This window comes from Acinetobacter sp. YH01005 (assembly GCF_013420465.1).
Classification (GTDB): Bacteria; Pseudomonadota; Gammaproteobacteria; order Pseudomonadales; family Moraxellaceae; genus Acinetobacter; species Acinetobacter amyesii.
Genome location: NZ_VOYA01000008.1, coordinates 14226 through 35530, shown reverse-complemented (window position 1 = coordinate 35530; position 21305 = coordinate 14226). Strand labels below are relative to the sequence as shown.

General features: G+C 38.7%; 19 protein-coding genes. 12 read left to right on the top strand and 7 right to left on the bottom strand.

From position 1 onward, the window contains the following. Positions 1 to 174: 174 nt before the first annotated feature. From FTT72_RS07370 to FTT72_RS07360, 3 genes are all read right to left on the bottom strand, one after another. Positions 175 to 1632, bottom strand: coding sequence for a lysine N(6)-hydroxylase/L-ornithine N(5)-oxygenase family protein (locus FTT72_RS07370; protein WP_180178118.1), 1458 nt, complete (start codon positions 1630 to 1632; stop codon positions 175 to 177). Next, a complete protein-coding gene (locus FTT72_RS07365) occupies positions 1625 to 3409 on the bottom strand; it encodes an IucA/IucC family siderophore biosynthesis protein (protein WP_180178117.1) in 1785 nt (594 codons plus the stop codon). The genes FTT72_RS07370 and FTT72_RS07365 overlap by 8 nt, the downstream gene beginning before the upstream one ends. A 584-nt stretch (positions 3410 to 3993) precedes the next feature. Beyond that, positions 3994 to 4263: a hypothetical protein gene (locus tag FTT72_RS07360; RefSeq protein WP_180023592.1), complete on the bottom strand. Its 270-nt coding sequence runs from the start codon at positions 4261 to 4263 to the stop codon at positions 3994 to 3996. Between the two features lie 391 nt (positions 4264 to 4654). On the opposite strand from FTT72_RS07360, the gene FTT72_RS07355 reads away from it, so the two are divergent. Continuing rightward, on the top strand, positions 4655 to 5554 hold the full coding sequence (locus FTT72_RS07355; protein WP_180007864.1) for a hypothetical protein: 900 nt from the start codon (positions 4655 to 4657) through the stop codon (positions 5552 to 5554). Positions 5555 to 5898: 344 nt separating this feature from the next. Here FTT72_RS07355 and ybaK read toward each other — a convergent pair whose 3' ends face one another. Further along, complete coding sequence (ybaK, locus tag FTT72_RS07350) at positions 5899 to 6366, bottom strand: Cys-tRNA(Pro) deacylase (protein ID WP_180007875.1); 468 nt, start codon at positions 6364 to 6366, stop codon at positions 5899 to 5901. A 154-nt stretch (positions 6367 to 6520) separates the two neighbouring features. On the opposite strand from ybaK, the gene FTT72_RS07345 reads away from it, so the two are divergent. The 7 genes from FTT72_RS07345 (at position 6521) to FTT72_RS07315 (ending at position 13394) form a co-directional block, all read left to right on the top strand. After that, complete coding sequence (locus tag FTT72_RS07345; protein ID WP_180007865.1) at positions 6521 to 7423, top strand: acyl-CoA thioesterase II; 903 nt, start codon at positions 6521 to 6523, stop codon at positions 7421 to 7423. Between the two features lie 81 nt (positions 7424 to 7504). Beyond that, positions 7505 to 8140, top strand: coding sequence for a CDP-alcohol phosphatidyltransferase family protein (locus tag FTT72_RS07340; RefSeq protein WP_168378667.1), 636 nt, complete (start codon positions 7505 to 7507; stop codon positions 8138 to 8140). Between the two features lie 47 nt (positions 8141 to 8187). After that, positions 8188 to 9942 carry a bifunctional alpha/beta hydrolase/class I SAM-dependent methyltransferase gene (locus FTT72_RS07335; RefSeq protein ID WP_180007866.1) on the top strand — a complete coding sequence of 585 codons (1755 nt, stop codon included), beginning with the start codon at positions 8188 to 8190 and terminating at the stop codon, positions 9940 to 9942. Between the two features lie 18 nt (positions 9943 to 9960). Beyond that, on the top strand, positions 9961 to 11313 hold the full coding sequence (locus FTT72_RS07330; RefSeq protein WP_180007867.1) for a phosphatase PAP2 family protein: 1353 nt from the start codon (positions 9961 to 9963) through the stop codon (positions 11311 to 11313). Further along, entirely contained in the window at positions 11310 to 11738 is a 429-nt protein-coding gene (locus tag FTT72_RS07325; RefSeq protein ID WP_180007868.1) for a hypothetical protein, read from the top strand. Before FTT72_RS07330 ends, FTT72_RS07325 begins: the two co-directional genes overlap by 4 nt. A gap of 61 nt (positions 11739 to 11799) precedes the next feature. Continuing rightward, positions 11800 to 12450 carry a 1-acyl-sn-glycerol-3-phosphate acyltransferase gene (locus tag FTT72_RS07320; RefSeq protein ID WP_180007876.1) on the top strand — a complete coding sequence of 217 codons (651 nt, stop codon included), beginning with the start codon at positions 11800 to 11802 and terminating at the stop codon, positions 12448 to 12450. Continuing rightward, entirely contained in the window at positions 12450 to 13394 is a 945-nt protein-coding gene (locus FTT72_RS07315; RefSeq protein ID WP_078191012.1) for a phosphatidate cytidylyltransferase, read from the top strand. The genes FTT72_RS07320 and FTT72_RS07315 overlap by 1 nt, the downstream gene beginning before the upstream one ends. 458 nt (positions 13395 to 13852) lie before the next feature. Here the strand turns inward: FTT72_RS07315 and FTT72_RS07310 are convergent, their stop codons facing one another. Next, positions 13853 to 15058 carry an alkane 1-monooxygenase gene (locus FTT72_RS07310; RefSeq protein WP_180049600.1) on the bottom strand — a complete coding sequence of 402 codons (1206 nt, stop codon included), beginning with the start codon at positions 15056 to 15058 and terminating at the stop codon, positions 13853 to 13855. Positions 15059 to 15239: 181 nt separating this feature from the next. On the opposite strand from FTT72_RS07310, the gene FTT72_RS07305 reads away from it, so the two are divergent. Beyond that, positions 15240 to 16190, top strand: a complete 951-nt coding sequence (locus tag FTT72_RS07305) for an AraC family transcriptional regulator (protein WP_180049598.1) — start codon at positions 15240 to 15242, stop codon at positions 16188 to 16190. 4 nt (positions 16191 to 16194) lie between these two features. Here the strand turns inward: FTT72_RS07305 and lpxB are convergent, their stop codons facing one another. Next, positions 16195 to 17367 carry a lipid-A-disaccharide synthase gene (lpxB, locus tag FTT72_RS07300; protein ID WP_180178116.1) on the bottom strand — a complete coding sequence of 391 codons (1173 nt, stop codon included), beginning with the start codon at positions 17365 to 17367 and terminating at the stop codon, positions 16195 to 16197. Positions 17368 to 18121: 754 nt separating this feature from the next. Here lpxB and FTT72_RS07295 point away from each other — a divergent pair. The 3 genes from FTT72_RS07295 (at position 18122) to FTT72_RS07285 (ending at position 20819) form a co-directional block, all read left to right on the top strand. Beyond that, positions 18122 to 19018, top strand: a complete 897-nt coding sequence (locus FTT72_RS07295; protein WP_078193863.1) for a sulfite exporter TauE/SafE family protein — start codon at positions 18122 to 18124, stop codon at positions 19016 to 19018. A gap of 127 nt (positions 19019 to 19145) precedes the next feature. Beyond that, positions 19146 to 20237 (top strand): 3-deoxy-7-phosphoheptulonate synthase, encoded by a 1092-nt coding sequence (locus tag FTT72_RS07290; RefSeq protein ID WP_143221612.1) that lies wholly within the window; start codon positions 19146 to 19148, stop codon positions 20235 to 20237. Between the two features lie 57 nt (positions 20238 to 20294). Further along, positions 20295 to 20819 carry a protein tyrosine phosphatase family protein gene (locus FTT72_RS07285; RefSeq protein ID WP_078191020.1) on the top strand — a complete coding sequence of 175 codons (525 nt, stop codon included), beginning with the start codon at positions 20295 to 20297 and terminating at the stop codon, positions 20817 to 20819. On the opposite strand, the gene ispF is transcribed toward FTT72_RS07285, so the two are convergent. After that, positions 20807 to 21295: a 2-C-methyl-D-erythritol 2,4-cyclodiphosphate synthase gene (ispF, locus tag FTT72_RS07280; RefSeq protein ID WP_168378679.1), complete on the bottom strand. Its 489-nt coding sequence runs from the start codon at positions 21293 to 21295 to the stop codon at positions 20807 to 20809. The genes FTT72_RS07285 and ispF overlap by 13 nt on opposite strands. Between the last annotated feature and the right edge of the window lie 10 nt (positions 21296 to 21305).

Genomic DNA, 21305 nt, shown 5'->3' with positions numbered 1-21305 from the left:
GAGTCGCTTCAAATTGATACGTTTTATCATCCAGATTGAGTTGCCAAGTGTTATTTTCCACTGGCTGAATTTGAATAATTTCTTCATATAAAAATTCAGCAATCGCCATTTCAATCAGTCTTTGCCCTGCACGGCGCCACTGCGTTTGATTTATCTGTAATTTTGCAAATGTCATTATAATTTCTCGAGTTTAACCGCATTCTGTTCTTGCTTATTCGGCATTGTTGTATTGCGGTTCATTGCATAGTTGGCAATGGTTTTTTTTACGGAAAATGGTCTTTGGATATTGGTTGGCGCTGATTTCTTTACAATGCCCATACTGTGCATTTCAGCATTTTCACTGGGTGAAAAATGTTGGAAACTTTGCGCTTGATCACCTAAATCGTATAAGTCAAAACCCAATAATTGATTGGCAATGATCGCTGCACGGTGAGCACCCAACCCTAAATCAGGAGTCCCGACACCGTGACTGTGCATTTCCTGATTTTGAACAAAGATCTCCCCAACAGCGTCATGCTGTACGCGGTAGTCCTGACTGATTTTCCAGCGACCGAATTCATCACATTGAATCAGTGGTTTTAGATATTTGAGATATTGCCACTCTGGACTGTGATATCCCGTTGAAGCCACGACAAAGTCCGCATCTAGATAGAATTGTTCTGCCGTGACTTTATGCTGAAACTGCAAACGGATGCCCGCACCATGAGGCTCGGCATCGACCAAACCCACCTGAGCATGTAAATGCGTCTGTTGAATATTTTGACCAATACTCCGGTGATATAGTTTTTGGTAAATATCACGGATGGTTTTTGCACTGATGCCCTTATATAACAAACCTTGTTGTTTCAGTTGTTCGGCTTTATTTTCAGGACTTAGTTGATAAAAGTGCGTAGTATAATCCGGACTAAAATGCTCTAAACCCAGCGGCGCATATTCCATCGGGAAAAAACCATTAGAACGGGTCAGCCAATGCAATTTAAACTGCGCTGTTGTCGTCTGATCCTGCAAATATTGACGATCAAACAGATCCATAAAGACTTCGGCCGAAGACTGGCCTGATCCCAGTACAACTACATTACCTTTCAAGTGATTTAACGCTGCATTGCAATAATTTGCAGAATGTAAGCAACGCTCTGGATATTGCTGTTGAATGTCTTTTAGACACTGTGGTAAATGCGGAATATTGCCCGAACCAATGACCAAATTTCGGCATTGATAACGTCTAAAACGTCCATCTTGTTCAACCATGACTTCAAAGCCTTGCTCTTGGGCATAAATGGCTTTTACGGTTGATTGATATTGAATATGCTGTAGTTGATCTGCAACCCACTGACAATAATGGTTATATTCACGTCTAGGAATCTGAGCTTGTTCTAAAAAATAGAATTTGTATAAACGCTGCTGTGCCTTTAAGTAATTTAAAAAACTAAAAGGACTGGTTGGATCGACCATGGAAACCAGATCGGCCATAAACGGCACTTGCAATACTGTATTGGGCAATTGCATACCCGCATGCCAGTCGAACTGTGGTTTCTTTTCAAAAAATTGATATTGCAAATGATTTTGCTTATGTAGCAAACTCGCCAAACTAAGGTTAAATGGCCCTAAGCCTATCCCAATAAAATCAAGCATATTGCACATCCTTCTGTTCCACACATAAAGGATTTGGCAACTGTACATAAACCGATTGCTGATCGACTGGGGCAATCAATTCATCCAGCTCATACAAGCGTGTCAACAGATTGCCCTTATACGGCAAGGTTGGCTGATACAGTAATGAATGAATCAATGAACTCTCTGGATAAGCCTGATGTAAGTCCAACAGTTCATTTTGCAATATCAATATCAACACTTGCTCTGTGACATATCCAGTTGCACCAATTGCATTGATAATGCCGAATAAAGTATTACCAAAGAAATAATAGCTAAAGCGCTCATCGACAAAGGCTTTGGAACCCACGGCATGCGCTTTTTCTTGCAACTCTGGAAATGCGCTTAAGACCTCACCTGCAAGTTCTTCGATATAGTAAAAGCCTTGATTGTCACGCAGCCATAGATATTTAGGCATTGCATTTTCAAGCTCAAGTAAGACATTTTGCTGATGTGATTCAAAGGCCATTCCGTATTGATGGTACAAATACATTAATGGTTTTAGACTGATAGCTAAGAATTGTTTAAACCAATTGATCGCAATGGCGCTTTGATTAAGTTCAGGTTGTTGTTTTTCGATTTGTTCGAATAGTGCATTAAAACGGCTTTTCGGCTGTGCAGGATGCTCTTGGCACAATGACGCAATACAACTCACCTGCTGCTTTTCACTGAAAGGCTGATCACGGAAGATGCAAATAGTTTCTTCGACGATTTCATCATCTATGCTCAATGCCATCCACGCAGGATCATTCACCGCTTTGAGCGTTGGGCATTGTTGTAAAATACGTTCACCGAGATTTGAATGCCAAAGTCGATGGGTCATTTCACCACGGTGGCATTCTTTGGCAAGGTTGACTCGGATTGAATTGGTGATCATTACAGATAGTGATGGTTTTAACATCCACGGCGCTGCAAAACTTGCCATAGTCCGTACCGAAGTTGTTGGTGAAAATGCCCAACCTTTCTCGCCAAAATCGATAATTTTTAATTTGGTTTTTAAGTTTTTAAACCATACTTTTGACTGTAAATAACGTGCTTGCCAAGGATGCAAAGGCAATAACTTATAATGTGAATAGGCATTCAGTAGTGCTTGATCAGTTTCTGATAAATGCCATTGCAATTCGCTTTTCAATTGCGCTGATACAGCTTGATCTAAAGCTGAACCTTCTTGAATATATTCTGGAGCCACCAACCAATAATGCAGTTGGCTGAGACCTTTGGCTTCTGGCGAATACCTTTCCCAATCTTCATGCACAAAACCGACCCGACTTTTCGGTGCAGGATGCATGCTGTGCCCTAAAATTAAAGCTTGTTCCGATTCAATGAAACTTTGTTCCGCTTGGACTAAAGCCTCAAAATCATGTTCACGTAGTGTCAAAAATTGAATAAGCGCTTCACGACTTTCGATCCAACGTTCTAATAATGATGAAGCATCCAGTGTATGACCTGACTCTTGTACGAGCTGTTCAAGTAATAAACTCGCGATCGCGGTGATACTAAATGACTGTTTCTGTCCCTTGTTAAAGACGTGTGGGAGATCTGCAAGACGATGTCTACCAACAAGGCTGACATAAGATAGTGGTACAAATAACTGTGATTGAATGCAATCTAAAGGGATGCATAACAACGTCAAGCCTTGGCTAAACGTCAATTGTGATGAATTCTGTTGATACTTTTCCAGTAAAATACCTTTACCGGTTTCTTGTGAGTATGCATTGACAAGATGCTGCATCGCCAAGCGATTAGCAAGCTCTTTCATCTGACCATATCCTCTATTTTTAAGCTTTTCCAAGCTTTGTCATGTAATTATGTTTCTTTAACTGTGCAAATAATGCTTAGTACGCTGGCCAGCGTGAAACCATGTTAATGATAATCATTATTGTTAATAATTGCATTTTTGTGAAGATTTACTACAGGATTGCAAATTTGGTCTTATCTCTATGTATTTAAAAATTAATTTTTTTGATATGAACTTTTCTGTTTTTATTTATACAATTTTCTGAAATGGAACTAAATGATAATTTTCTCATTTAGCATTGAACAAATAAATCATATTGCTTATTTTTTAGCCGAATTATCACATTGTGCAACTTAAACTAAAAACCCATGTCTTTTACATGGGTTTTTATATTCTGCTTTTAACCAAGCTTTTATTTAAATCAAGGAACGAAATATGCAGTTAAATTTTAATCATTGAAGACTTTACTAACACCATACTGGCCATACATCCTTATTGCCAATTAGCATGTATTTCATAACAAACACCTACTGATTTCTGATCTATATCTTCTATTCAGACTGGTTATACAGCATGAATTATGTACTCCAACGATTTGGTTGAAATCAATCGATTGATTTAACAACCCAATCCAAAAATTTGTGCTTATCAAAAAAGTCTGGCGCAGCATTCGCAAATATACTTTTTTCTCTGTTATTAAAGATTCCTTTGTAATAAAAAGACCTATCTGCGGTAAATTTTGACTCATCCCCTTCATGCAATTCTCTAAAGAAGATCGATAACTGCATAAATCGACTTTTAGACGCTAAACCATGTTTTTCTAATACAAAATTATAGATTTGCTCAATAATCGCTTTAGTATTTGAATAAGGCATTTTGTTGTCTCTTAATTTGATCGCTCTTTCAAATTACAGCTTTTAAATTAAAATACAACTGTTTTAGTCGGATTTTAAATACCTATTTTTTATAGGTATTTTTACATTTAAATATAATTAAGCACTGTTAATGAATTAACCTCTAACATGAAGTTTTACTAAATTCTACTTCTGCAACTTCATGGATTTTCGTTATTCAAAGCTAAAAATAAACCCACATTTGGCGAGCATTTTGTACTAACTGAATTAAGACAATTTCGTCCACTATTACAGAAACATCTTAGATACCCTGATCTAGGTCTAATTCTCAATTTGCACTTCTAACTTTGCTTTAATACTATTCACCTAAGCACTTAAAAAAGCATATAAGCGGATCCAAGAAACATTACATATGAAATTTAACTTCAGTTTTGATATAGCCCTCTTTACAACAATATTTACTATTTACTTATTTGTTTGCGGTTACTTTTACTACGATGGTTTAATCAGCTACTACGGATTTAATCAAGTTTCACTTGGCATATCTATTCAAGACTATCTAATGTATGGATGGGTAAACGGTATGTCAGGGCTAGTAGTAGGCTTCTTAATACTTTTACTCGCTGCTTTGGTACATACTGTCTACCAAAATAATTTATATGAAGTGATGATAAAATTTATATTTGTCTTTATTACATTTATCCTTCTCTTTATTTTCAACCTGATTTTTAAAAGGATCTTAGTAAAATTGTGGCAAATTTTACTAACTATTTTTATCTATACCATTAATAGCAAAATACAAAAACCTTTATCAATTGTAGGCTTATTTTGGATTTCTCTTGGGCAATTTACGCTCAATATCATAAAACCTGCAGCTAAAGACGCCATTGATTCATCAGAGAAATTTCATAATTTTGAAGTCATAGAACACAGTGAAAAAATTGATAAAATTGTTCAAAGTGGTGGAATTTACTATGCATATTTAGTTGGTTTTTATATTTTATTTTTCACATTTACTTTTTATGTTATTAGTATTGGTAAAGATGCCCGTAAAGAAGCTGAAAATGAATTTAATAGCACAAAACATAATCAAATTATCATTGACGATGCCCTCATTACTGATTGGCTCGAAGCTAAAAAACTAACTATTACATATCCAGCTAAAGCTAAAGTTATCCATTGTGGCACGCAAAAATGTCTAATTGCCCTGCATACATCAAATTTAAAAGATGCGAATGGGCTCACTTTAAATACAAAACAAAACTACTTAATAAAGCTTGTAAACACTGAAAGTTATGTTGAATTAAAATAAAGTTATCTCTCGTGATTTTGTGCATAATTAATAAACTTGCACCTGAAATATTATGCAGAAAAATAAGTATCGAACATTTAATCAACACCCCAGACAGCAGCTGAAAATCTAATAGTAAAAGTTGTAATTATCATCAACCAAAATTTTTCGGCTGTTCCGAGATAACTAAATTTTCGCTTAAAAGAGAAGATGAGTTGTGATTATATTCCTAAGCATCTCTTCCGTACACTTGATGCATCATCGAACCACAAAGCCGCTCTATGCGGCTTTTGTTATTTTATAGATTTTGAAGTGGAAGGTATTCCCTCTAAATTCACTTAAATTTAAGTAGTCAAAAACCACATTTAATCATCAATCACATCAGCAAAGTTTGCACCCAAAACTTTTGCTAAATCTTCGGGTTTTAAACCAATATCCAAACCACGCTTACCACCACTGACATAGATTTTAGCTAAGTTCTGTGCGGAAGCATCGATCACAGTTTTTAAGCGTTTTTTCTGTCCAACTGGACTAATACCACCAACCAAATAACCAGTTAAACGCTCTGCATCTTTTGGATCGGCCATTTTGAGTTTTTTACAGCCAAATGCTGTGGCCACTTTTTTCAAATTCAGCTGATATTCCACTGGCAATACGGCAACAAAGTAATTTTTATCGTCCGTAACCATCAATGTTTTAAATACTTCATCGACCGTTAAGCCTAGTTTTTCCGCAGCTTCTAAACCAAAACTTTTTGCTTCTGGGTCATGATCATATTCATGAATGGTAAAGTCGATTTTATTAGATTTTAAGAGTTTACATGCAGGTGTCATTGCTTTTTCGTCATTCCATTCGGACAACTAGGAAAACTCGATTATAAGCCTATTCTAGAAAGACTGGCGAAGACTTTTATATTTTTCATGAACATGGCTTGTGCAATAAGTTCGAGTTGAATACATTTAAACAAAGCAAAAATTTCAAAAAAAGATGACAACACTGATTCAAGACCTCATCCAATTATTATCTGTAGTGCCCAAAGAGCAGGGCTACTTTTTAGCACAAAGTAAACCACTGTTTGGTGACCATATTTTTGGTGGACAATTACTTGCTCAGAGCATAGTCAGTGCATCCTATACCTGTACACTCCCACTCCACTCTTTACATGCCAACTTTACTTCTGCGGGTCATGCAAATCATCCCGTATTATTTAAAGTCGAAAATTTACGTGATAGCCATAGTTTTTCTACACGACAAGTGACCGCCATACAGCATGGCAAACCAATATATATGGTGATGTTGTCCTATATGAAAAACGAAATGGGTATGGAGTATCAAATACCTGAACCAGATTTGATCCAACAATTTCCACCAAGTAGCCTCAAAGAGGAGCAATTCTATAAAGCGCAAATCCAATCATCTATTTCACCTGAATATCTATCCACATTTTTACAGCCTTTTCAGCTTATATCTAAACCAATTGAATACGTGCTGACAGATTTGCCACCGTCCGGTCAAGCTTCTGTCTTAAATCAAAATCAATATGCAGAATATTTAAAACTCCATGATGCCTTAGATGCCCAATTTGACCAACTTCATATACATCAGGCCATTGCAGCATACTATTCAGACTATAATTTATATTCTGCGGCGCTCAAAACACATGGTTTAAATTATCTGTCTCCTGAACTCATCGCAACCAGCCTTGATCATTCGATGTATTTTCATCATACCTTTCGGGTGGATGATTGGATTTTCTATGACATGAATACCACTCGAACCTCGCAATCACGTGGGCTTAGTCATGGGCAAATGTGGCAAGATGGAAAATTAGTCGCAAGCACCACACAAGAAAATTTAATGCGTTATACAGGCGAATCGTCAGCCTTGTGACAATCTTTAACATTCAAATTCTTGTTAAGTTAAGCATCAATCGTATAAAATTCATGCAAATCATACCGCTATAACAATAATATGCCTTCGATCTACCAGCTTAAGCCTGCATTTCAAAACCTGCTTCGACCTTTGGTTAAATCACTTCATCATCTTGGTATTACAGCAAATCAAGTAACACTACTGGCAATGTTCATTTCGCTAGCTGTGGCATTTTTTATTTATATCTATTTTTCTCACAACGGTATTGGCATTTTACTGTTGATTTTCCCCGTGTGGATGCTTATTCGAATGGGCTTCAATGCCATAGATGGCATGCTGGCACGTGAGTTCAACCAACAATCCAAACTCGGTGCTTTTTATAATGAATTATGTGATGTGATTTCCGACTCAGCACTCTATTTTAGTTTAATTTGTTTTGCTTTTATTCAAGCTGAATTACTTATTTTAACCTGTTTTCTCGCCATACTTGCCGAATATACCGGTGTGATGGCGCCATTAGTGGGGCAAGAACGTCGTTACGATGGTCCAATGGGAAAAAGTGACCGCGCTTTTGTATTTAGCATCATCTGCGTCATCATCGTGACCTCTTCTATATTGAATGTTGGCTTAAATACATTGTCTCTTATCTGCAATAGTATTTTGATTATTACCATCTTTTTATTATTTATTACGATTTATAACCGCATTAAAAATAGCATTATCAACCCACAATAAATTTCAGTTTAGATCGTCAGTCGATTCATTATTTTGAGAACAACACAATGTATAACAATACTCAGCATACCTTTACGAGCCATGATGGAACATCCTTGTTTTATCAACATTGGGAAAATAGCAGTTTAAAAAGCAACCGTAAGAAAAAAGCGGTGATCTTATTTCATCGTGGCCATGAACATTCGGGACGAATGGCGCATTTGGTCAATGAATTGAATTTGCCTGATTTTGATTTTTTCGCTTGGGATGCGCGAGGTCACGGTAATACTCCTGGTGAACGAGGAGATGCACCGAGCTTTTCTGCATGCGTTCAAGACATTCAATATTTTGTTCAGCATATAGAACAAAATTACCAAATTCGATCAGAAAATATAGCAATTGTAGCTCAAAGCGTTGGCGCTGTTTTAGCCGCGACATGGGTGCATGATTATGCCCCTAAAATTCGTGCTTTATGCCTTGCCTCGCCTGCATTTGACATCAAACTCTATGTGCCTTTTGCAAAACCTGGCTTAACACTTCTCAATAAATTCGCTGGCAACTTTTTTATTAATAGTTATGTCAAAGCCAAAATGCTGACGCACGATACTGCACGTGCGCAGAGTTATGACACTGACCCGCAAATCGCTCGGGCCATATCGGTCCGTATGCTGCTGGGTCTATATGCAGCCTCAGATCGAATCGTTAAAGATGCACAAAATATTTTTGTTCCTACTCAAGTCTTATGTTCAGGATCTGACTTCGTGGTGCATCAAAAACCGCAATTGGCGTTTTATCAAAAACTCCCTCATCCATTGAAGGAATTTCACGTCTTAGATGGTTTTTATCATGATACTTTGGGTGAAAAACATCGCAAAATCGCCACAGATAAAATCCATCGCTTTATTCAACAATGTTTTAAACAACCCTATTCCGCACCTAAACTTTTAGATGCCGATAAAATTGGCCCGAGCTGTGCTGTAGCAGAAACCTTAAGTTCAACGCTTCCAAAGCATTCTTTAAAACATGCATTTTGGAGCTTAACCAAACAAAATCTTAAAATTGGTAGTCTCTTTTCCAAGGGTTTAAAAATTGGTGAAGAGACAGGATATGACTCCGGCAGTACCTTAGATTTTGTCTACAGAGATAAATCAGAAAGCCAAAATGCACTGGGTAAAATCATCGATCGACAATATTTAAATGCGATTGGTTGGCGTGGTATTCGCGTTAGAAAACAAAATATTGAAGCGCTATTAACGAAATATGCTTCTAAGTTACATGATGACCAACACGCGGTACGGATTATGGATATTGCTGCAGGCCATGGCCGATATATTTTAGATGCTGTACAAAAACTGCCTGAGCAGCCTGAATCCATCCTGCTTAGAGACTATAGCTCGATCAATGTACAAGCAGGTCAAGCAATGATTGAGCAAAGAGGTTTAAGCCAGATTGCCAATTTTGTAGAAGCGGATGCCTTTGATGCCACTTCATTAGCCAGTGTTGAACCTAAACCCACTCTAGCCGTGGTCTCAGGTTTATACGAATTATTTAGTGATAATGATTTACTCAGACAGTCCTTATCCGGCTTATGTCAGGCCATTGAGAAAGATGGGTATCTCATCTACACAGGTCAAATTTGGCATCCGCAACAAGAGTTTATTGCCCGTGCTCTGACCTCACATCGCCAAGGAGATGCATGGGTGATGCGTTTACGCTCACAAGCAGAAATGGATGCATTAGTTGAGCAAGCTGGTTTCAAAAAAATCGATCAAGTTATTGATGAGTTTGGTATTTTCACCGTTTCCGTTGCACAAAAAATTTAAGCTTGGACGGTCAATCTTATGCATAAACTGGATACTGAAAAAGGAACTTGGAAATACGGCCTACTGTGTTTGGCATTTCTGGCACCTTTTTTCTTCTTAAGTTATGGTTTTGCCAATCAATACGCTGCGGGCTTAGCTTCCGTACCTGTTATCGTCTTTGAATGGGAAAAATATATTCCACTTTGGCCATGGAGTATTGTGCCGTATTGGTCGATTGATCTGTTCTATGGTTTGTCTTTATTACTTTGTTGGAATAAGTTTGAATTAAAACAACATGTACTGCGACTATTTTCGGCACAAATCCTTTCAATCAGCTGCTTTTTACTTTTCCCGCTACGTTTTAGCTTTGAGCGCCCCGAACTCACAGGTTTTTTCGGGCTGTGGTTTGATGTCTTGATGGGCTTTGATAAACCGTTTAATCAAGCACCCTCTCTGCATATTGTGCTACTGGTGATACTTTGGGATTTTTTCCGTCGGCATAGCACAGGTAAGCTAAAATATCTGGTAGATGGTTGGTCCTTTTTGATTGGTCTCTCAGTTCTAACCACTTGGCAGCACCATTTTATAGATATTCCAACAGGTTTATTGGTCGGTGCCTTATGTTTATGGCTATTCCCGATGGCTGGCTCTGCGCCATGGGTTCAAAATAAACAAAGTCGGCTAAGCTTAAAGCACATTAAAATCGGCATCCTTTATCTGTTTGCTGCCTTATTGTGTAGCGCAATCGCACATGCAAAAGGTTGGTGGCTTTGGCTGCTCTATCCTGCAAGCAGTCTGCTTTTAGTTTCGTTTGCATATTTATTCAATCGTCCCCATTTTTTTCAAAAACTCAGTCATGGTGATATGACCATTGCTGCAAAAATATTGTTTGCGCCTTACTTTGTATTTGCTTGGATCAATAGCCGAATCTGGACCTATCGCCATCCTGAAGATTCTAAAATCATCAAAATCAATCAGAGTTATATTTATTTAGGTCGCTATCCGTCCAAACACGTCATGCAGCAATATGATGCTTTACTCGATTGTTGCGCAGAATTACCCACTTATCCAAAATGCTCCTATGCTCAAAACTTGAGTTTAGACCTGATTCCTTTACAGGCCAATCAGCTACATAATGCTGTAGAGTCTTTAGAACTATTCTTGAAATCTAATAACAATGATGAAGCACAAAACATCTTGGTCTTCTGTGCTTTGGGATATTCACGAAGTAGTGCTGTAGTTGCCGCATTATTATTGAAACAACATCCTGAATATTCAGTCGAAGATGTTTTACGGATTATTCGCCATAACCGTCCTTGGGTTGTGCTTAAAACACCGCAAATAAAACATTTAAATACTTATCGTTTAAAACTTAAAGGACTTGCACCATGAATTTACAACTTGTGGTGCTATCAAAGTTGTTGCAATCCACCACTGGATTGCTCATTTCAGCTTATGTAGCAGCGATCCTCACGCTCTGGCTCATTATCCAGTTTGGTAATGTGATGCTATTCGATTTGCTATATATATTAATTTGTCTAGTTTTGCTCGGAATACAACATTATTTAAGCCTGAGAATCAAATTTGATTCGGCACTTTTAGCCACTGTCGCTGAATACAGCCAAACTCAAAACCTTGAACAAACCACCAAGGAGCTGGACTTAAGTTTAATCAACTTAAAATTAATGCCTGCAAATAAATGTGGTCGCGCATGGGAGCTGCGTGAATTAGGTTGTCTGGCTTTATTTAAATGGCAGATCTTTGTGCTTTGCTTGCAATACATCGCATTCATCTGCATATTTTTACTGTATAAATAATTCACAATAATTTGAAACCATGCCAAATCCATTAGACACTTCAGGGAATGCTCACTCACCAATGAAAGGTAATTTTTTAAGCCGTTCAATTGCTCGCTATATTGCCTTTCTCACTCGTCGTGGTGCGCGGCTGCTCACGGGTGCGCGGAGTCTCTGGGTCGGGTGTAAACCTGTAATGAAGCAGCGTATTTATTATGCAAATCATAATAGCCATATCGACTTTATTTTACTTTGGTCATCACTGCCGACAGATCTCAGACGGAGGACCCGTCCTGTAGCGGCTTCGGATTATTGGTTAAAAGATGGCTTTCGACGTTTTCTCATTCAAGACACGTTTACTGGCGTCACTATTCAGCGAAATCGAGAGCAAAATCAAGACCCCTTAGAACCGATCAAAACCGTATTAGCTCAAGGTGACTCGATTATTTTCTTTCCTGAGGGTACTCGAAATTTAAATGATGACGTTGAATTATTAGCCTTTAAAAGCGGCTTATTTCATCTCAAAAATCAATTTCCTGATGTTGAAATCGTACCGGTATGGATCTCTAATTTAAAACGTGTCATGCCTAAAGGCGCGCTTATACCATTGCCATTATTATCTACCGTTATTTTTGGCAAACCTTTAGAAGCCCATAATGAACAGAGTAAAACTGAGTTTTTAAACTACGCTCAGGACGAATTACTCAAATTAAAAGCATTGGAGTATCAATAATGGAATTCACCAATGCGCAAATGACCTATGTATTGTTTGGTATCTTTGCGGTTATTTTGATTATTGCCTCAACCATTGGCTCAATACTAAAATTTAAAGCGGGTTATGCGCCGGCACCGGTCATCGACAATTTAAATGCGCGGATCAATGCATGGTGGGTCATGTTGTTGGTACTTGGTGTAGCAATTTCATTAGGCAAAATTGCCTTTGTGATCCTGTTTGCGTTGATTTCACTCTTTGCTTTACGTGAATTTATCAGCTTACTTCCAACCCGTCGCGGTGATTATCTTCCTTTATTGATCGCTTTTTATTTTGTCATCCCTTACCAGTATTACTTGGTGTATATCGACTGGTACGGGCTATATTCGATTTTTATTCCGCTGTATGTATTTCTTCTTATCCCTATCGCTACACTCAAAGCCGAAGATACCACGCGATTTTTAGAGCGCAGTTCAAAAATTCAATGGGGTCTGATGATCAGCGTATTCTGTATTTCGCATGTGCCTGCGCTATTAAACCTCAAACTTCCCGGATTTGAGGGTGAAAAAATTTGGCTAGCAATCTGGCTGATCATGGTGGTACAAGCCTCCGATGTCTTGCAATATGTCTGTGGCAAGCTATTTGGAAAGCACAAAGTCGCACCGATACTTTCACCATCTAAGACCGTAGAAGGATTAATCGGAGGCATTGCTTTAGCCACTGCATTAGGTGTTGCTATGTCATGGCTTACACCCTTTAGCTATCTACAGGCTGCATGTATTGGATTTATTGTTTGCATATTTGGCTTCTTTGGTGGTCTTGTCATGTCAGCCATTAAACGCGATCGTGGTGTAAAAGACTGGGGACAACTTATCCAAGGCCATGGTGGCATGCTCGACCGAATTGATTCCATCTGCTTTTCTGCACCGATTTTTTTCCACATTTTGCGCTATTGGTGGTCTTAAGAAATGACTAAGTTTCAAACAGAAAATTTGGGATTTTAAATGATGTTACGCACGTAGAATTAATTTTACATTTTAAAAATGATTTTTAAGTCTATGCGACGGAGTCTTACATCTAAGGATTGAATAAAGGTATTAGCCTTCGGCTGGAGATACTCTTACGAAGCGTTGTTTCTTATTCGGCAAAATGAGAAGCGTGCTTCATAAGGAAACAATCTTGCGGAGCATTGCTCCTCACCGTAAAAATAGTTCACTAGCGGCAAATTATTCAAAGAATCGCAGAAACATTTTTGATTACAATTAGTCCTGTCTCAAACAATTGCGGATGACGTTACCGTGTATCGTTCTTTTATTTGAATCAACGTGCGCTTCTGATGTTACTGCGTAGCATCGGTTAATAATACGCACAATAAAAAATCCCAAGCAAACAAGCTTGGGATTCTTCTTATCAGGTATTCGATTTAAATGTCTGAAATTGCAAACTTTTTAAAAATACTTGCACGACGTTTAGGATGAATATTGGCTTTAGTTAAATCGCCTTGGTAGTGATCATAGACACGTTTATCCATCATCTTAAACCAAATAGAGGGTACTAAAGCAGGAATTAGCATAGTGGCATAGCCGCTAGGCAACTCTGGCGCTTCATCAAAATGTCTTAAAGCCTGAAATGGACGAGTCGGATATGCATGATGGTCTGAATGTCGCTGTAATTGATACAAAAATAGATTGGTCACAATATTATTGTTATTCCAACTATGTTCAGGCATGGTGCGCGCATAGCTTCCATCCGGTTTTTGCTCACGCTTCAGGCCATAATGTTCAATATAATTAATAATTTCAAAAAGGCTGATTCCATAAAAGGCCTGTGTAACTAAATACGGTGTCACGCCTTTACCAAACATTTTCAGCATCGAGGCATGAAAACCTGCACTCATCGCCCAACCATGAAACAGTTCATTTTCCTTCGAAAAGAAACTTAAACCTTTACGTTTTAAACGTTGTTTCTCAATCTGCACCGCCGATTTAATTCCACCAAATACAGTGCGTGGCCAAAACTCATAAAAGGTTTCGCCCATTTTTGAAGATGCAGGATCTTCAGGAGTTGCCGCACGTTTATGGTGTCCATATGGATGTTCTATACGGAAATGGCTATAACCTAATGGTGCGAGCGTCGCATGTGCCCAGTAATGGTCTTTTTTATGTGGTCGATGGCAGAGTTCATGTGCTGTATTTACACCGACGCCATTAATTGCACCCATCGAAATCCCAAGTAGAACTTGATCTAATATTGAAACATCTTTACGGGTAACCACATAGCCAGCAAAAGCATTCGCTGCCATTTGCAGTAGAATAAATAATTTGACGATACGATCATAATAAGGATCATTTACTAAAACTTTAATGTCATCATCTGTCGGGTTATTGGCATCATCACCGATCAGTGCATCCAGTGCAGGAATAATGACATGCAATAGAAGCGGCCCGCCCATGGCAAATAGTTTTTTTGTCGGTTTTGGACCAAAATGATAACCCGCCAAGATCCCCATACCAATGACAGGTAAACCTGGACTCAATAGCCAACCATAACGTTTTTTATCTAAAACACTACCGATTTTGCTTTCTAACTGAGCGAGCTGCTGTTCATTTAATTTTACTGGTGCATTCATGCGCTAGACTTCCCTAATTACTTCTTCTGTGTTTATATTCGTAAAATATGGGCAGCCAGAACAGTTTTAAGCGTCCAAAAAAAATATGCGATCGTCTTTGGCATTTAAGGATAAATGTTGACCTTTAAACACATAGTGACCATCTATAAATACAAAATTAATATGAGTAAATATTTGAAATATGGATGCTTTAAGTAAAATTTTTGATGATATTCATCTCCACCGATCTGAATATATTTATTTGAGATCAAAGCATCCTTGGGCTTTTCATTTTCAAGATCACAATGCCATGGTTGCGTATGTAGTGATTCAAGGTCAGTGTGTTGTGCATATAGATCAAGAGCAGGTTTTGCTTGAAGCTGGCGATCTTTGCCTTATTCCGTCAGGGCAAAACCACCACTGCAAATCTATACAGTCTGATATCTTGGTCGAATCAGTGAACATCACACCACTGTTTCAAGAGCAACGAAATAAAACCATTGAATTAAATTCTGCCGAATCTCATGAAGCAGAAGAATTATTTGTACTCGCGATCCGTGGACATGTCGACAGCATTATGGCAAAGCCTTTAGTGAATGCACTCCCCACGCTATTACACACACCACACATCATGAGCAGTACCGCACCTGAATGGTTGCAAATTGGCTTACATTTTCTGGCCGTTGAAGCGAATCAGATCCGTCCAGGCCGCGACAAAATTTTGGATCATTTGGTGAGTATTTTATTTATCGAATGTGTGCGTGATTATATTGCAGCCTTGTCAGATTCAAGCAGTTGGTTGCATGCCTTAAGTCATCCTGAATTATCCAACGCTTTGGCCGCGATTCATGAACAACCACAGCATGCTTGGACCGTCGAAAGCTTGGCAGAACAATGTTGCATGTCACGTTCTAAATTTGCCAGTTTATTCACTCAAATGCTCGGTGAATCTCCACTCGCCTATTTGCAGCAACATCGTTTGCGACTGGCGACACAGCACTTACAAATGGGGCAACTGACTATTCAGCAAATTGCCCATCGTATCGGTTACTCATCTGAAACAGCATTTAGCCAAACTTTTAAAAAGTTTTATGATCTAACACCGAGCCAGTATCGACAGCAGCATCAACTCGCAAAAACTGAGTCACCTTAGAGGTTTAATCTAAAAGCTTTAAAATCGCTTCCACAGGGTTTTCACTGTTGCCTGAAAGCAGTTGTTTATGCATGGTGATGTGCTGCATCACTTGAATTTGCGATTTTTCAACATCCATCAAGCTTTCAATTTCTGCTGCTAATTTTTCAGGTGTTGCATCATGTTGAATAAGTTCCTGAATCACTTTTTTTCCCGCAATAATATTTGGCAATGAATAATACGGAATTTTGATCAGCAATTTCACCACATGATAGGTCAGCCAATTTAACTTATAAAAGGTCACCATTGGACGGTGTAAAAGCATCGCTTCTAAAGTCGCTGTACCCGAAGCCAAAGCGACAATATTCGATGCGTTCATCACCAGACGGCCAATTTTAGATTCGGTATCGGTGTTTTCCATCAAGCGAACTTTGGCTTGTAATGCTTCAGGGTACTGCTTGAGCAATAATTCGATTTGCTGTTTACGTGCATCATTGATTGCAGGAATCAGGAACACATAGTCTGGATGCTGCTCCGTCAAAATCTGTGCGGCGGACAGTACCAAAGGCCCCAAACGCTCAATTTCGCCGCGACGGCTGCCCGGAAGTAATGCAATATGTTTTTGATGCTCATCTAAGCCTAACTCGTGTTTAGCTGCAACGAGTGGATTATCTAAAGGCAACTGACTTGCCAATGGGTGTCCGACAAATGCAGCCGGAACTTGCCATTTTTGAAAAAATGCTTTTTCGAAAGGAAATAAACAAAGAACTAAATCGATACTCGCCTTGATGCCATGCACACGGCCTTGTCGCCATGCCCACACTGAAGGGCTGACATATTGCACTGTTTTAATTGGTAGCTGCTTTTGCTTCAAGCTCTTGGATAAACGCAAATTAAAATCCGGCGCATCAATCCCCACAAAAACATCGACAGGATTTTCAGTCCATTTTTCAACCAGACCATCGCGTACAGCAAATAGTTTTTTAATATCTTTTAAGACCTCAACAATCCCCATCACCGATAAAATATCCATCGGATAATAGCTATTAAAACCTTCTGCAATCATTTGCGGACCGCCGATGCCTTCAAATTCCGCATCAATCCCTTGCTCTCGAAAACTGCGGATAAGCTTGGCGCCTAATGTATCCCCGGATACTTCCCCAACCACGATGCCAATTTTAAGTTTCCGATTTTGCAAAAGTCTGTCCTTTTAACTCAATGTTCTTCAGCTATAGATTCTATACGAGTCCTTCGCAAAGTTAATAGATTTCCAAAAAAAAGCTGCACGTCTTTAAGTCACCATTTTAGAAATATTCATCACTGCTACTTAGCTACTAACTAAAAATTTTTATACCAATGGTTCTGATTTTTACCGTATTTACTCTTAAACAATTTACGAAATAGTACTGCGGTTTTAAAACCCGTGCTTTCCGCAAGTTTATCAACTGAATAATCTGTCAATTCGAGCAATTCAGCCCCACATCGCAGTCTTTAATTATTTGACCAAGTGACAATAGGTAGTTCTGACGCATGTTTAAAATGTCTAGTTAGTGTCCTTCTACTCATATTCGAATAATGGCGAAACCTTATCTTTTTAAGGAGTATAGATTTTGCAGGAATGGACTTTAAGTTCACAGTCGCATATATCGATAAATAACAAATCAAAAGCTTAGAATTGAAAACCTACAGTGCATTTAGGTATTGGATATCCACTTCAGATATTCAAAGCCTTATATTCAAAATATACGATTTCACTGCAGCATAATCTCCATTTTAACTATTAACTACTTGAGAAAGCCGAAATCAATAACTTAGCTTATTTAAAATCCATTATTTTCCAAATTAAAACCACTCTTTATCTATTTTTTTCACAAGCAAATCACTAATCGAGACAACGACTTATATCAATTAGTCATAAGATATGCACGTTTTTTGATATTTGGCATTCAGCGATGGTCGGTCCTTTAGAGTTCATTCTGGCAGGTGTAATTGTAGGTTTCTGCGTAGGTATTACCGGCGTTGGCGGTGGTTCATTGATGACCCCGATCCTGATCAGCCTGTATAAAATTGAACCCCATATTGCGATTGGTACAGACCTGCTGTATGCCGCTATTTCAAAATTTTGTGGTTCTTTAGTTCATGCACGTAAAATGAATATCGTATGGACCATTGTTATTTGGCTTGCTGTCGGCAGTATCCCTGCGTCTTTTGCGACCCATTGGGTACTGGAAAACTATCTGAGCCAATCGACACATTACAAAACGGTATTAACCATGTTTTTAGGTTTTATGCTGACGATTACAGGGATCTCAATTATTTTCCGTGGTCATATCGAAAAATTCTTTAATAAATTTCGAAAAACTGATCAGTTGGATGATATGAGTGCTGATCTGGAGCGTATCAATTTCCAAGCTAAAAATAAGCGTGCATATATCATCATCATGGGGATTATTTTAGGCGTATTCGTTACTCTATCGTCTGTGGGTGCAGGTGCCTTCGGTATTATGGCTTTGGTGCTTATGTTCCCGAACTTACCGATGATTCGTATTATCGGCTCTGACGTCGTACATGCCGTGCTTCTTACACTGGTTGCAGGCTTGGGTCATATGAGCTCAGGTAATGTCGATTTTCATTTATTGGGTTGGTTATTGGTGGGTTCTATTCCTGCAATTGTGGTCGGAACTTTAATCAGCTCACGTTTACCTGAAAAAGTCATTCGTAAAGTCTTAGGCATTACCTTGTTTGTTTTAGGCATGAATTTCATCATTAATCCAGTAAAATCAAAACCTGTCGAAAAACCAACAACTGCAATGTTGATCGCACCGACGGTGAATAGTCAGCAGGTTTAAATTAACTGCCCGATTCATCACTTTTTTTTCAGAGACTTATTGATCTTTTTTATAACATTTGAATGCTATATTCATGTTATATTCGGCTCACGAAACAACCTTTTGTATAATCAAACCAGTGACGGCAATGAATACTTTACAGTCAAATTCTATTACCCAAAACGACATTGATGACGTGAATGTAAAAAGCATTCAGCCTCTTGTTACTCCTGCAGAACTAAAAAAAGAGCTACCTCTGACTGAAACTGCCTATCAAACAGTCCTTAAGGGCCGTGAAACTGTACGTAATATTTTAGATGGAAATGACAAACGTCTTTTTGTTGTCATTGGCCCATGTTCAATTCACGACACAGTCGCTGCACATGATTATGCTGACCGTTTAAAAGTTTTAAGTGACAAAATACAAGATACGATTTATGTCGTGATGCGTGTGTATTTTGAAAAACCACGTACCACTGTGGGTTGGAAAGGTCTAATTAATGACCCAGACATGAACGATTCTTTCAACATCGAAAAAGGCTTACGTATTGGTCGTAAACTTTTACTTGAATTGAATGAAAAAGGTTTGCCTTGTGCAACTGAAGCACTCGATCCAAACTCACCACAGTACTACCAAGATCTTATCTCTTGGTCAGCGATTGGTGCGCGCACCACTGAAAGCCAAACACATCGTGAAATGTCTTCTGGCCTGTCTTCACCTGTGGGCTTTAAAAATGGTACAGATGGCGGTTTAACCGTTGCGACCAATGCCATGCAATCTGTTAAACATGGTCATAGCTTCTTGGGCTTAAGTGACCAAGGTCAAGTTTCTGTTATTCGTACCAGTGGTAACCCTTATGCACACGTTGTACTCCGTGGCGGTAACGGTAAACCAAACTACGACGCAGGTTCTGTTGCAGATGCAGAGGCGGCATTAGCCAAAGCAAAAGTTAGTGGCAAAATCATGATTGATACCAGTCATGCAAACTCAAACAAAGACCCGTACCTACAACCCCTTGTTCTGAAAAATATTACTGAACAAATCCTTGACGGAAACAAGTCAATCGTGGGTATTATGGTAGAAAGTCACTTAAAAGGTGGTCGTCAGGATATTCCTGCCAACCTCTGTGACCTCGAATATGGTAAATCAGTGACTGATGGCTGTATCGATTGGGATACGACTGAAAAAGTCTTGTTAGAGATGCATGAAGCACTTAAAGACGTGTTACCGACACGCTAAGTGAATGAAAAACGCCATCTTCGAGATGGCGTTTTACTTTGAAGGATTATTTGTCAGATGAATGAAATCGAAAATGCGTTAAGTCATATTGAAAACTTCCAATATATACATGAACACTTATTAACGTCAGGACAACCATCTCCTTCTGAGCTTCAAACGATTAAAGAATATGGTGTTTCAACGGTTATTAATTTAGCACTGACCGATGCATCCAATCATATCGAGCATGAAGACCGCATTTGCCTAGATCTAGGCCTGAACTACATCCAAGTTCCAATCTCTTGGGATACCCCTTCAGATGATCAATGCCTTTTAGTACTCGATATGATTGACCATTTGGTTCAAGGTCAAACGGTTTGGCTGCACTGTGCAAAAAACTTCCGTGTCAGCAGTTTGATGTATTTATATCGTCAATACTATATGGATGTTGATATGCCAAAGGCTCAAGATTTGATGCATCAAATTTGGGAACCCAATGAAACATGGACAGGTTTAATCCATGCGGTTGCCTTACAACTTCAAGGCCGTAAAGCAACTCAAGATTTACAACATGCGCTGATCCATCCAGATCATTTTGCGTGAGAAATCAGTACTGTTGCAGTAGAAAGAATACCTTCTTGGCGACCAGTAAACCCTAATTTTTCGGTGGTGGTCGCTTTGATGCTAATTTGTGTAACTTCAACATCCATAACATCTGCGATACTTTGACGCATTTCTAAATTATGTTTTGCTAGTTTAGGGCGCTCACAAGCCACGGTAATATCAGCATTATTAAGTACATATCCACGATCTAAAATCAGTTGGTAGACGTGTTTTAAAAGTACTCGACTATCGGCACCTTTAAATTTTGGATCTGTATCTGGAAAATGCTGACCAATATCTCCAAGTGCCAAAGCACCTAACAATGCATCACAAAGCGCATGTAGTACTACATCACCGTCAGAATGTGCTTTGAGTCCATGTGTATGTGGAATTTGAACACCAGCAAGCGTTACAAAGTCACCTTCTTCAAATGCATGCACATCCATGCCCTGACCGATACGAATTTGAGCTATCATGCTTGAGTTC